Source organism: Halodesulfovibrio marinisediminis DSM 17456 (genome assembly GCF_900129975.1).
Taxonomy (GTDB): Bacteria; Desulfobacterota; Desulfovibrionia; order Desulfovibrionales; family Desulfovibrionaceae; genus Halodesulfovibrio; species Halodesulfovibrio marinisediminis.
In genome coordinates, this window is record NZ_FSRG01000006.1 from 108,148 (window position 1) to 121,781 (window position 13,634).

Genomic DNA, 13,634 nt, shown 5'->3' on the forward strand with positions numbered 1-13,634 from the left:
CTTTCAGGGGCGAAGGGCATCCGTTTTTTTAGTCGCTGGCAGCCGCGAGGGAGTTACCTTTCTGTAATGGAGAGCTTCATCCGGCCGTCCCAAACTCACCGAAAGCAAAAATTGCATACACACTAAGGTAGTTATCCTTCAGCGGCAACGCGAGCCGTGGTAGGATTTCGCCTGCCTACTAGTTAAATAATTTGAGCAAACCACTACGAGGAAGCAAACGATGGCAATCAGTGAAAAAGCCGGAAAAAAGGCACTTCCATCCGATCTTATAAATATCCAGAAACTTATCACCGCATACTACACAGTGACTCCTGACCCTGATAACGCACAGCATCGTGTGGCCTTTGGTACATCCGGTCACCGTGGCTCTTCATTTGCGGGCAGCTTTAACGAGCAGCACATTGCCGCTGTAACGCAGGCTATTTGCGAATACCGAGCAAAGGAAGGAATCACTGGTCCTCTGTTCATGGGCAAGGACACACATGCCCTTTCCGAACCGGCACATCAGACCGCCTTAGAGGTACTCACTGGCAACGGTGTGACGGTGCACATTGAGAAGGAAGACGGCTATGTTCCCACTCCGGTTATTTCTCATGCTATCCTCACTTATAACCGCGACCACGATGATATTGCAGACGGCATTGTTGTAACCCCTTCTCACAACCCACCACAGGATGGCGGCTTTAAGTACAACCCGCCTCAGGGTGGCCCTGCTGATAAAGAAACAACAAACTGGGTGGAAAACCGCGCTAACGAACTTATTCGCGAAGGAAATAAAGACGTAAAACGTGTGCCGCTTGCTGATGCACTGGCTGCACCGACTACTGTACGCTACGACTTCCGCACCCCTTATGTGAACGACCTTGAGAATATTATCGATATTGAAGCGATTAAGAAGGCTGGCCTGCACATTGGCGTAGACCCTCTGGGCGGCGCTGGTGAATCCTACTGGGAACCGATTGCTGAACGATACGGACTGAACATTGAAGTGGTAAACAACGTTATCGATCCTACTTTCCGCTTCATGCCGATGGACAGAGACGGTGTTATCCGCATGGACTGCTCTTCCCCATGGGCCATGACAGATCTGATCAAGTTGCAGCCGCATTTTGACATTGCCTTCGGTAACGACCCTGACGCCGACAGACACGGCATTGTGTGCAGCAAAGGACTGATGAACCCGAACCACTACCTTGCTACGGCTATTGCATACCTGTTTGCGCATCGTCCACAGTGGAACAAAGACGCGGTTGTAGGCAAGACCCTTGTTTCCAGCCAGATGATCGACCTTGTTGTTGAATCGCTGGGCAAAAAAGTTGCTGAAGTGCCTGTGGGCTTCAAATGGTTTGTAGAAGGTCTTCTTGACGGCAGCTATGGATTCGGCGGTGAAGAAAGCGCAGGTGCAAGCTTCCTGCGTAAAGACGGCACAGTGTGGTCAACCGACAAAGACGGCATCATCATGAACCTGCTCGCAGCAGAGATTCTGGCTGTAACGGGCAAAGACCCGCAGCAAAATTATGATGAAATGACTGAAAAGTTCGGCACGCCTATCTACGAGCGTTTAGAAGCTCCGGCTTCTCCTGAGCAGAAAACCGTACTGAAACAGCTTTCCCCTGAAATGGTAAAGTCAGACACGCTTGCTGGCGAGCCGATTCTTTCAAAGCTGACACATGCACCTGCTAACGGCGCATCCATTGAAGGCTTAAAAGTTGTAACAAAATCCGGCTGGTTTGCTGCTCGTCCTTCCGGAACAGAAAATATTTATAAAATTTATACAGAAAGTTTTAAAGGCAAAGAACACCTCACACTCTTACAAAAAGAAGCGCAGGCCATGGTTTCTGAAGCATTCAAAGCGGCAGGTGTATAGCCACTCCAGCACCTTTTGGCCACTTTCGGCACCTTGCTTTATGTTCCTGTAGCTGTAACTATGCATTTTGTCTCAGGTTATAATCTGAGACACTATGCAAAAAGAGGGTGTAATGGTATAGCGTTAGCCAATATGGAGGTAGCCCAAATGAAGTTCCTTATCGTTGATGACGATTTCGATAGCCGCAGACTCGTACAAAAAATCCTTCATCCATATGGGTATTCTGACCTTGCAGCAGACGGTGAAGAAGGCGTTGAAGCCTTCCGTCAGGCGTTGCAGGCTGGTGAACCGTATGATGTTGTTACCCTCGATATTATGATGCCGAATATCGACGGGCAGGATGCCCTGCGCGAAATACGCGATCTAGAGAAAGAACATGGGATTCCTCCGGAGAATGGTGCAAAAGTGATCATGATATCCGGACTTGATGACAGTCAGGAAGTGCATGACGCGTTTTTCCTAGGCAACGCAACGAGTTTCATTGTAAAACCAATCCGCAAAAAAACGCTTCTTGAAGAAATCCAAAACCTCGGCGTCAAGCTGGAATCCTGATAGAGCGCACAATCGATCAATTTTCGACAAAAAAATGGCCAGATCCTACATTTTATGGAGTCTGGCCATTGTTTTTCCTTCAAATTAGACTTATGACGCTAGTATCTGTTAGACAAAAAACTAAACTGTCATAACGATAAAACAAACCATATCTACACAACAACACAAACCTTTTCAGGAGGAATCCAATGGCATACCCAGAAAACCTTCTCTACAACAAGAGTCACGAATGGGCGAAAATTGAGGGTGAAGAAGCCACCATCGGTATCACCAGTTTTGCACAGGAACAGCTTGGCGACATCACTTTTGTTGAGCTTCCTGAAGTTGGCGACACTCTTGAATTCGGTGATGAGCTGGGTTCCATCGAGTCTGTTAAAGCTGCAAGTGAGCTTTACATGCCTGTAAGCGGTGAAGTTATCGCTGTTAACGAAGAACTTGAAGATGCTCCGGAAAAAGTTAACGAAGCACCTTTTGAAGGCGGCTGGCTTATCAAAGTTAAGCTTACTGACGAGCCAAAGGACCTCCTTTCTGCAACTGAATACGCAGAACTGGTAGCTAGCGAAGCACACTAGTAAAAAAAGGAGGCGTCATGCCGTATACTCCGCATACAGCTGAAGAAACTCAAGCAATGCTTGATGTTATCGGTGTTAAGACCATTGAGGACCTGTTTGCAGATATCCCTGCGGACATGCGTCCTAAAAGCTTTGACCTGCCTCAGGGTCTGAGCGAAATGGAAGCCTGTGCGTACTTTGAAAAGCTTGCCGGTAAAAATAAAACCGATCTCGTAAGCTTCCTTGGCGCCGGTTTCTACAACCACTATATTCCTAAAGCCATCGACAACCTCGTTGGTCGTGGTGAATTTTACACTGCATACACCCCGTACCAGCCTGAATCCTCTCAGGGTACCCTTCAGGCTATTTTTGAATTCCAGACTGCTGTCTGCAACCTCCTTGAAATGGATGCTGCAAACGCTTCTGTTTATGATGGCGGAACCGCTATTTTTGAAGCAATCATGATGGCAGTACGCGCCGGCCGCAAACGCAAGAAAATCGTTATCGACGAAAGCGTCAATCCGATTTACCGCGAAATGGTGGACACCTACACAAGCAATATTGATATTGATATCGTTGTAGTGCCACATACCGAAGGCTTATCCAATGTTGAAGCTCTTAAAGCTGCCATTGATAAAGATTGCGCCGCCGTTGTAGTTCAAAACCCTAACTTCTTCGGTAACGTTCAGGACTTCACTGAACTGTTCGAACACGCCCACGCTAACAAAGCACTGGGCATCATCTCCGTATACCCTGTTATGCAGTCTGTTATGAAAACTCCTGGTGAAATGGGAGCAGACATCGCAGTTGCAGAAGCCCAGAGCCTTGGTCAGCCTCTCTCATTCGGCGGCCCGTACCTCGGCGTTATGTCCTGTACTAAAAAACTGATCCGCCAGATTCCTGGTCGTATCGTTGGTCGTACAGAAGACGTAGACGGCAAAACAGGCTACGTACTCACCTTGCAGGCTCGTGAACAGCACATCCGCCGTGCAAAAGCTACCTCCAACATTTGTTCCAACCAGGCACTGTGTGCGCTGCGCGCACTTATCCACATGTCCCTGCTTGGTCCTGAAGGTCTTATCCGCACAGCAGAATTGAGCATGGAACGTGCACACTATCTTGCAGACCGCCTCACCATGATTGAAGGCGTTGAGCTGCTTAATGATGCACCGTTCGGTAACGAATTCGCTATCCGTCTGCCTATCAATGCTGAAGAAGCTATTGAAGCGCTCATGGAAAAAGGCTTTGTTACCGGCTACCCTGCCGGCCGTTCCTACGAAGGTATGGACAACGTTCTTCTCGTTGCTTGTACTGAGCTGCATTCATTCGAACAGATTGGTGTATTCACCGAACTGTTGGGAGGTATTCTCTAATGGAAACCATCTTTTCCCAATCCGTTCCGGGTCGTACCGCTTGCCTGCCTCCAAAGCCGGAAGAACGCGCAGAGCGTTTTCTCCCGAAAGAGTTGATGCGTGCTAAGCGTCCTAAACTGCCGGAAGTTAGTGAACTTGATGTAGTTCGCCACTTCACCAAATTAAGTACTTTTAACTACGGTGTAGATTCCAACTTCTACCCGCTTGGCTCCTGCACAATGAAATATAATCCGAAATTTACGGAATACGTTGCTGCACTGCCTGGCTACACTACACCACACCCTGCGCTCGCGCAGCTGCCTCAGGGCGCCCAATACACTCAGGGCTCCCTGCAGACCATGTTCGAAGCAGAGGAAATGCTCTGTGAACTGACCGGAATGGAAGCCTTTACCTCCCAGCCAATGGCTGGTGCTAACGGCGAACTTACCGGCGCACTCCTTATTGCTGCGTACCATCAGGACAAAGGCAATAAGAAAACCAAGATCATCTGCCCAGATGCAGCACACGGCACCAACCCTGCTTCTGCTGTGCTCGCTGGCTACGAAGTTGTTAACATCGAGTCTAAAGACGGTATCGTAGACCCTGAAGCTCTTGAAGCCGCTCTCGACGACGAAGTTGCAGCAGTTATGATGACTTGTCCGAACACCCTTGGTCTGTTCGAAAGTCATCTGCCTACAATCGTAGAAAAACTGCGCCGCGTTGATGCACTCCTCTACTACGATGGTGCTAACTTCAACGCTATTATGGGTAAAATGCGTATTGGTGACGTAGGTTTTGACGTAGTTCACCTGAACGTACACAAAACCCTTGGCACCCCGCACGGCGGCGGTGGCCCTGGTGCCGGTCCGGTTGGCGTAAGCGAACGTCTTATTCCGTTCCTGCCGAACCATCGTCCTGCTAAAGCAGAAGACGGCACCTACTACCTCGATACCGACAACCCTAAATCCATCGGTCACGTTTCACCATTCTACGGCAGCTTTGCTGTAATGCTCAAAGCATTCGCCTACATGGTTCGCCTCGGTGGTGAAGGCCTTACCAGAGCAACCGAACTTGCAGTTCTTAACGCTAACTACATGCGTAAGCGTTTGGAAAACCATCTCCACATTCCTTACAACCGCATCTGCATGCACGAGTTTGTTGCATCAGCAAGCAAGTTGCAGGACGAATGTGGCGTGCGTGCACTCGATCTTGCGAAGGGTCTGTTAGAAAAAGGGCACCATGCTCCTACTATCTACTTCCCGCTCATCGTAAAAGAGTGCCTCATGTTCGAGCCAACTGAAACTGAAAGTAAAGAAACCCTCGACGGTTTCCTTGATGATCTTATTGACCTCATCGAAACGGCTAAAAAAGATCCTGAATCTCTTTTCTCTGCACCTCACAACACTCCTGTTCGCCGACTCGACGAAACTAAAGCTGCTCGTGAAATGGTGTTGATCGATGAAGTATAACATTGTCGTACTCGGTTCCGGTCCCGGTGGACTTAAAGCAGCCACCCGTGCTGCGTCTTCCGGACTGAAAACCGCTCTGGTTGAAAAAGCCGACATTGGTGGAACCTGCCTCAACTGGGGCTGCATTCCTACCAAAATGTACCTTGGTGCAACCGCTGCCAATCCGCTGCTGCATACACAAGCAAAAGCGAAAACTGCCGCAGGAAGCATTGATTTCAATCTGCCGACTATCATGCAGAAGAAAGACCGCTTCCTGAAAGGCACTCGCTCCGCTGCAGAAAAGCAACTGGCCAGCTTAGGTGTAGACATACTCAAAGGCACTGCATCTTTCAGCAGCCCGACAGCCCTCACCGTTACCAACGATGAAGGCACCACCGAGGTTGAATTTGACAAGGTGATCATTGCCACAGGTTCCATGCCGACCGCATTTCCGGGGCTGGAGCCAGACGGGGACTGCGTCCTCAACTCTTCCCATGTACTCACGCTTACAGAGGCTCCAGAGTCTCTCATCATCGTGGGCGCAGGCGCAATCGGCCTCGAAATGGGTGATTTCTTCAGCCGTCTTGGCACAAAAATCACCATTGTAGAAGCATTGCCAAACCTTGCACCTACAGAGGATCCAGACGTAGGAGACACCTTCCGTAAAATCCTCAAACGTGAAAAATGGGGAATCCGTACCGGCGAAAAAGTACAGAGCCTCAAAACCGTTGACGGCAAAGCTGTTCTCACTTTCGAATCCGGCGAAACACTCACTGCGGATAAAGCGCTTATGGCCGCTGGTAGAAAACCTGCCTCCGAATCACTCGCCCCTGCAGCAGCAGGTATTGAATGCGTAGGTGCAGGCTGGATTACCACAGACGACCATCTGCTTGCAGCAGAGAACATTTACGCCATTGGTGACGTAAATGGTCGCACCCTGCTCGCACACGCCGCAGACCATCAGGCTTGCTACGCCGTAAACCACGCTACTGGTAAAACTACCGCAGCGTACGAATCCGGCCCAATGCCAGCCTGTATCTACGGTCATACCGAAGTAATGCGCGTCGGCCCTAATACAGCCGAACTGCAAAAAGCCGGTTACACCGTAGAAACATCCACGTCCATGCTTGTAGCAAACCCAATCGCGCAGTCCTACGGGTCTACGCAAGGGTTCGTAAAAGTTCTGTGGGTGGATAACAAAGTGCACGGCATCGTCGCAATCGGTCACGGGGTATCTCACCTCGTTTCCGCAGCAACCATCATTGTTAAACAACAATGGGCTCCAGAAGATGTTCATTCCATCATCTGGGCGCACCCAACGCTCGATGAAGCGCTGGAAATGGCTCTGCTCGCACCGCGTAAGCCTGCATAGCGACCAAACACACTATGAAAGACCGCCTTCCCAGAGGCGGTCTTTTTTTTATGCTCAATAAATTATCTATGACTCCAGCTGTACTTCTCAGCTGAACACCTTCGGGGAGTCTGCAGCGCTCTTTTCTCTTATTGCCACTCTGCTATCGCTATCTGTAATCTCTCGCGTCTCAAGAACAGCTACCGCTTTGGAAAAGGCTCTCGCCCAGCCCCCCTTCCTAAAACTTTTATTAGCGAGGCAACACCGTTCTCATAATAGCTCTCGGCTTATGCACCACTAGACTTTCCATTACATACATTTCCACGTTGCAACCACAGAACAGTAGGCGTTTCCAAAATAGATAAAGACCACAGAGCTAGATTGGTAAGCCGCAGGAGGCAACCTAACTAAGCATCACAGCCAGTCAGGCGGAGTAATACTGAACGTAATAAAAACGATCTTCTAATAACGAAAAGGGGTTACAGACCAGAAGGAAAGTTGATATAGGGAACCATACTGGTACTTATTCTTCTATGCGTGAGAGCTGGACGCACGGAATGCATTAATTATTATGCTGCTCGCAGCATTTTCGGGGGGCATTCGTGCGTTAATCCGTTGGGGAATCCAGCTCTGAGCGATCTTTGGGGGAGCACATCGATATAAATTCTATGTGATGCAAACGCCATAATAGCGCGTATAGTGCAATACGCCGCATTCGCGCTCACTATTCTATCTTCACTAATCAAAATAACGGAGCAGAAAAACAGAAAAACAAGTTAGCGAAATATAACTCGCTCTAACATAGCAATATTTGTAAGCATATACTGTGCCTACTTAAAAAAATCTGCACAGAATCATGGTTTCAAACATCGCATTAATTTAATTAACTTGGTTATTCCTTTGAAAATAAGCACATAGATTCATAAACATCCTTGTCGCACTCCTCTGGTTGCCATATATTACATCTTGACCACGCATAATTTGACCTAAACCAGAAAAACTATACTAGCCGGAGGGGACCAGTATGACGATTAAGAGAACATTGCTTATCGCGCTTTCTCTTGTGTTGTTTGCGACATCCGTAGTCCAGGCGCAAGAGTTCATCCTTCAACCTAAAGTTGCCAGTTTCAACTTCCTAATTGACGACTCTGGCTCCATGATGATGCACGAAGCGCAAACTGGAAAGAAAAAGATCGTTCTTGCCAAAGAAGTGGTACAGAGGATCAACGAAGCAATGCCGCCGCTTCCTTACATGGCAGCAGCACAGACCTTCACACCTTTCCAGCCAATCGTTGGCTACGGACCATTTGATCCTGCAGTAATGGCAAAAGCAGTTAACTCCATTACTACAGACAAAGAAATCCGTGCACGTTGGACCAAAATGGGTGAAGCATTTGACATGCTCACACCTATGGCAACCAAAATGGCACCTAAAGGTGCAGTAGTGCTCGTTACTGACGGTGTTAGCAACATGGGTCCAGACCCAGTTGATTCCCTCATGGGATTCTACAACGCTAACCCTGGCATGTGCGTACACTTCATCTCTTTTGCAGACACTGCAGAAGGTAGCAAAACCATAATGGAACTCTTCAACCTTAACACTTGTTCTGTAATGGCAGACGGTAAAACATTGCTTAATGATCCGGTTGCATTCAACGAGTTTATGGTTGACGTATTCTACACCCCAATCGAAGTTGTTGACGAAGTTATCGTAATTGATAACGTACTCTTCAAGTTTGATTCCTCTGCTATCCTCCCAGCAGCACGTCCAATTCTGGATGAAGCAGCAGCTCTGATTATGTCTAGCGGCGATAGCACCACCGTTATTGGTCATACCGATTCCGTCGGTACAGCCCAGTACAACATGGGTCTCTCACTTCGTCGTGCCATGTCTGTGCGTAACTACCTGATCAGAAAAGGTGTACCACAGGATCTCATCGAAGTAGTTGGTAAAGGCGAATTTGACCCTGAATATACAAACGAAACAGCCGAAGGCCGTCGACTCAACCGTCGCGTAACCATCGTGCTTGATTAGTACATACAACCAATGCCCGGCAGGTTACCCTGCCGGGCATTTCTGATGTAACTTAAACTTCGCACTGTGCCTTTTTGCCAGTACAACCAGTTAACTCTGAAACTACACACTACATAGACACACACTGCTTTTTGAGATTCAAACACACTACGTATTCTCAGACACACTACTTAGCCCTGAAACTCCTTTTCGAATATTTATAGAAAAGACCTTGCTTACAACTCAATTTATCAGTTATCTAGCCGATATCTCTGACACAGCAACTGGCATTGCACCACATTATCCTAATCAGAGAAATAGATAGACCAATGACAACACCCTTAGCAGATAGCCCTTGCACATAATTCCTCGGTTTTGTCATCCAGTCTTCGGGAGATTCTCATGAAAAAGGTTCTGGTTTTGTTCGTTATGGCGTGCGTCACGTGCCTGCTCACTACCCCGTCAAGTGCTATTACTCAGCAGGAACTTGAAAGTACTCTTCGCGCTCACGCACTAGAGCATATTGACTCAATGTGTAAACAGAGGCTTGATTGCGGTGGTAAAGTACGGACTTGTAAACTTCCTAACGGGAAATGGATTCGTACCTATTGCGACTTGAAAAAAGATACTGTTAAAGTTGACGTGCACGAGGTAGACAACACAGGAACGTATGTTGGAACAATCAGATACGTTAAGGTAACGTATGAGGCTATTGGCCGTACTAAAAAAGAAGTACTGCAACAGCCTTTCCGCGTTGTGGAAAAAAACCGCGTTACCAAAATTCGCCAATATAAAAACGGCAAATGGCAATAAATCAAAACACGCATCCCAGGCGCTAATCTACACTGAGCGAGCCCTCCCCAGACCTGTAACCAGCACCACCGCCTGTCGATGCACTTCCAACAGACAATATTTATAAAACAAAAGACCCGACACACCACGTGTCGGGTCTTTTGTTGTCTACCGTTGGGTCAAGCACAATCGCACAGGATATTTCCCTACCCCTTAAGTGAATCAAAAAAATAAGACCTAATGCATTTGCATCAGGTCTTATGTCAATTTCTACAAGGGGGTAGCGCATAAGCCACGAGTTTCGTTCAAAAAACGGACTATCCTCGCGATTAAAAGTTTTAGGAGAGTCCAGAGAAGCCCTTTTACAAAAGGGGTCTCTGGCCGCCGGAGGCAAAATTAAAAAAGCGTCGCAAACAAAAAAGAAAAATTAGCTTCTCTTGGTCAAACCATACTTACGGAGCTTGTACTGAAGCGTGCGTCGGCTAATTCCAAGCGCATCGGCTGTGCGTTCGCGGTGCCCGCCGTTGGCGTTAAGGGCTTCAATAAGCGCCTGCCGCTCTGCATCGTCGAGTGTTTTTGGACGCGAGATAGAACGGTTACTGTTCTGCGGCGGCATCGGCGGCTGACCGTTGTAGCCTTGCTGCCCGTTATATGCTGCTTGATTATTGTACCCAGCCTGCGGGCTGAAGTCGGTGCGTGTGTAGTCAACCGGAGACTGCGCTGGATTCTGTCCAGCAAATTCTCCACCATTCGGCATAGCAGGATTCGGCTGACCATAGCCATGCAAATCTTGCGGAGCGTATTGCGGCTGCATTGCAGGCGCAGGCTTTGGAGGCTCTGTAAAGAGCGGCGGCAAAGACTCTACATTCAGAATCTCAGACCGTGAAAGAATCAGAGCACGCTCAAGCACGTTTTCCAACTCCCGCACGTTACCAGGCCATGAATGGGTGGTAAGCTTCTGCATGAAATCAGGACTTACACCACGCACTCTTTTGCGGTTCTTACGACCGAGCTTGTCGAGAAGACGGCTGACCAGAATTGGTAAGTCTTCCAGACGCTCACGTAACGGCGGAGAAATAATCTCAAGTACGTTAAGACGGAAATAGAGGTCCTCACGGAACTCGCCTTTTGCTACAGACTCGCGCAAGTTACGGTTAGTTGCCGCGATAATGCGCACGTCTACTTCTACAGGCTTTACTGCCCCGAGAGGCTCTACTACGCGCTCCTGCAAGGCTCTGAGGAGCTTTGCCTGAAGCTCGATAGGCATTTCGCCCACTTCGTCAAGGAAGAGCGTTCCGCCCTTGGCAAGCTGGAATCTACCCGGCTTATCTTTAACCGCTCCGGTAAAGGCACCACGCACGTAACCGAACAACTCACTTTCGAGCAGGTTACCCGGTAAGGCGGCGCAGTTAACTTTAACCATCGGGAACGCAGCACGGTTGCTACGCTCGTGCAGGGCTTCAGCTATAAGCTCTTTACCGGTACCGGACTCACCCATGACGAGTACGGTGGCTTCGGTAGGTCCTACTTGGCGAATAAGCTCAAGCATGTTCTGCATGGCTTCACAGTTACCGATGATTTTTTCAGACGGATCATTTCCGATAAATTTTTTACGCAAATTATCGTTCTCAGCGAGCAACCTGCCGTGGGTGTAGGCTTTTTCGAGAACTGCAATAAGCTCATCGTTATCTGCAGGCTTGCTAAGATAGTCAAAGGCACCACGTTTCATGGCTTCTACTGCGGAACCGACTGTTCCAAATGCAGTGAGCATGATAACAGGCAAATTCGGATATTTTTCCTGAATTATGGCGAGAGTTTCGCTACCGTCTATACCTGTCATGCGCATATCCAGAAGAACAACATTCACATTGTGCGATGCAAGATGTTCAAGACCAGCCTCACCGGAGCTTGCCTCCGCAACGCTCCAGCCTGCATCTTCAACAACTGCGCGCACCATCATGCGAAGCGCAGGTTCATCATCAATAACTAAAAGCTGTTTATTATACGACATAAGTATCCTCATCTTCCACGTCGGGGAAAAAGAGTGCAATGGTACAGCCACGTTCAGCATCAGATTCAATCAATGCCTTTCCATCGTGCTCCATCATTGTTTTGTGCACTAACGCAAGTCCAAGGCCGGTACCTTTGGATTTAGTAGTAAAGAATGGCTCAAACGCCTGATCAATCTGTTTTTTGCTCATACCCGGTCCGTTGTCGCGGACGAATATCCACACGCCATCTTCACCATAGGCAGAAGCAATGTGAATTTGTTTCTTCTCGACATCAGAGGCATGCAGTGCATCCAGACTGTTCAGCATCAAGTTAATCAGCGTCTGTTTGAGCAAGTCGGCATCTGCCTGCACGTACGAAGACTCAAGGCTTACCTCAAGCTGCACGTCCTTGCTCTCAAGGTCGAGGCGCAGCAGGTTATTGATACCCTCTGAAAGCTCTACCAGATCTACCTCTTCTTTTTGCACCGCACGCGGGCGGGAAAGATACAGCAGGTCGGTAATTACCCTGTTTAGCCTGTCAGCCTCAGTAATCATGGTCTGAGCATATGTTTCATCCGGTTCTTTGCCTTTAAACTTCTTGGCGAAGTATTGTGCAAATCCACGTAATGCGCTCAGCGGGTTACGAATTTCATGTGCCATGCCGGCGGCAAGAGTACCGAGAGCTGCCATCTTCTCCGCATCCTGCAAGCTTTTTTCCAGTTCACGGAACCGTGTCCTGTCACGAACGAGGACAAGGCGTGAACCTGCTTCTTTATGCTCTTTAAGTGGTACGGAAAGAATCTCAAGATGCGTTCCTTGAGCAGTTACCTGTTCCCAGTCTACTTTAGAGTCTTCCGGTACACTTTTAAGACAGTTTGCCAAATCTTCCGGCAGTGCAGAAACTGACAGCCCTGCAAGCCCGCTGCCCTTGGCATTGAAAACATCATGAGCGGCAGGGTTAGCCGCACGAATAACATTATCCGGACCTACGATAAGAAGTCCGTCCGGCAGGTTATCCAGCAGACGCGCCTGAAAACGCTCAAGCTGTAACGCTTTACCAGCCAGTTCGCGGCGCTTGAGTAACGCCATTGCAAGCGCCCATGTGAAAATTGCAGCTATAAGAATATACGCTGCCTGAAACAACGCGTTCTGCTTAAACCCTTTGTAGATGGCAAAATGCTTGGTCATATCCAGACCAACTACAAGAAACGTTTCATGCCGCGGTGCCCCTGGCTCCATAGCTTGTGTCGCAAGCCCATTACTGTGTTTTGCATACACATACACACGATGCTTACCAAACTGAGCAATACCGTTCCATGAACCTGTCTGCACCATCTTAGGGATAGCCTGTTGCGGGAAAAGGATGGTGTTCGTAGCACCGCCCTCAAGCGAGGAAAGAATCTGTCCGCCTTTTTCATCAAGCAGCCCTACAAACATTACCTCACCGCTCTTTTGCAGTTCTCGGAAAAATTTTGCGGTACTCGGCAAGCCGGACACCCTGTCATTCTGCGTCATAATCCCTGTACGGAGAGAAATATCAACAGACTGAAGTACAGAACGGGCAGTCAGTTGAAGATGCTGCAAGCGAGCTTCTTCCTGCTGCTGCAAGGTCTGTCCTGTTGAAACAATAAGCGAAAGCCCAATTGTAATAAGGGTAACAATTGCGATAATAATCGTGCTTCGCTCTTTACTTAAATCTGCAACTTCCATGTATAT

At 48.4% G+C, this 13,634-nt stretch carries 10 protein-coding genes; 8 read left to right on the top strand and 2 right to left on the bottom strand.

Annotated elements, in window-relative coordinates; translation table 11 throughout:
- Positions 1–220: 220 nt before the first annotated feature.
- The 8 genes from pgm to BUR09_RS11845 all read left to right on the top strand — a co-directional run bounded on the left by pgm (position 221) and on the right by BUR09_RS11845 (position 9,948).
- Complete coding sequence (gene pgm, locus BUR09_RS11810) at positions 221–1,867, top strand: phosphoglucomutase (alpha-D-glucose-1,6-bisphosphate-dependent) (protein WP_074217156.1); 1,647 nt, start codon at positions 221–223, stop codon at positions 1,865–1,867.
- 147 nt (positions 1,868–2,014) lie between these two features.
- Positions 2,015–2,419, top strand: coding sequence for a response regulator (locus BUR09_RS11815; RefSeq protein ID WP_074217157.1), 405 nt, complete (start codon positions 2,015–2,017; stop codon positions 2,417–2,419).
- A gap of 188 nt (positions 2,420–2,607) precedes the next feature.
- Entirely contained in the window at positions 2,608–2,991 is a 384-nt protein-coding gene (gcvH, locus tag BUR09_RS11820; RefSeq protein WP_074217158.1) for a glycine cleavage system protein GcvH, read from the top strand.
- A gap of 17 nt (positions 2,992–3,008) precedes the next feature.
- Positions 3,009–4,343 carry an aminomethyl-transferring glycine dehydrogenase subunit GcvPA gene (gcvPA, locus tag BUR09_RS11825; RefSeq protein WP_074217159.1) on the top strand — a complete coding sequence of 445 codons (1,335 nt, stop codon included), beginning with the start codon at positions 3,009–3,011 and terminating at the stop codon, positions 4,341–4,343.
- Positions 4,343–5,791, top strand: coding sequence for an aminomethyl-transferring glycine dehydrogenase subunit GcvPB (gene gcvPB, locus BUR09_RS11830; protein WP_074217160.1), 1,449 nt, complete (start codon positions 4,343–4,345; stop codon positions 5,789–5,791). Before gcvPA ends, gcvPB begins: the two co-directional genes overlap by 1 nt.
- Positions 5,781–7,142: a dihydrolipoyl dehydrogenase family protein gene (locus BUR09_RS11835; RefSeq protein WP_074217161.1), complete on the top strand. Its 1,362-nt coding sequence runs from the start codon at positions 5,781–5,783 to the stop codon at positions 7,140–7,142. The genes gcvPB and BUR09_RS11835 overlap by 11 nt, the downstream gene beginning before the upstream one ends.
- A gap of 1,003 nt (positions 7,143–8,145) precedes the next feature.
- Positions 8,146–9,156: an OmpA family protein gene (locus BUR09_RS11840; protein ID WP_074217162.1), complete on the top strand. Its 1,011-nt coding sequence runs from the start codon at positions 8,146–8,148 to the stop codon at positions 9,154–9,156.
- Between the two features lie 381 nt (positions 9,157–9,537).
- Positions 9,538–9,948, top strand: a complete 411-nt coding sequence (locus tag BUR09_RS11845) for a hypothetical protein (RefSeq protein ID WP_074217163.1) — start codon at positions 9,538–9,540, stop codon at positions 9,946–9,948.
- Between the two features lie 406 nt (positions 9,949–10,354).
- Here the strand turns inward: BUR09_RS11845 and BUR09_RS11850 are convergent, their stop codons facing one another.
- Together BUR09_RS11850 and BUR09_RS11855 are read right to left on the bottom strand one after the other, a co-directional pair.
- Complete coding sequence (locus tag BUR09_RS11850; protein WP_074217164.1) at positions 10,355–11,938, bottom strand: sigma-54-dependent transcriptional regulator; 1,584 nt, start codon at positions 11,936–11,938, stop codon at positions 10,355–10,357.
- Positions 11,928–13,628: a two-component system sensor histidine kinase NtrB gene (locus BUR09_RS11855; protein WP_074217165.1), complete on the bottom strand. Its 1,701-nt coding sequence runs from the start codon at positions 13,626–13,628 to the stop codon at positions 11,928–11,930. The genes BUR09_RS11850 and BUR09_RS11855 overlap by 11 nt, the downstream gene beginning before the upstream one ends.
- Between the last annotated feature and the right edge of the window lie 6 nt (positions 13,629–13,634).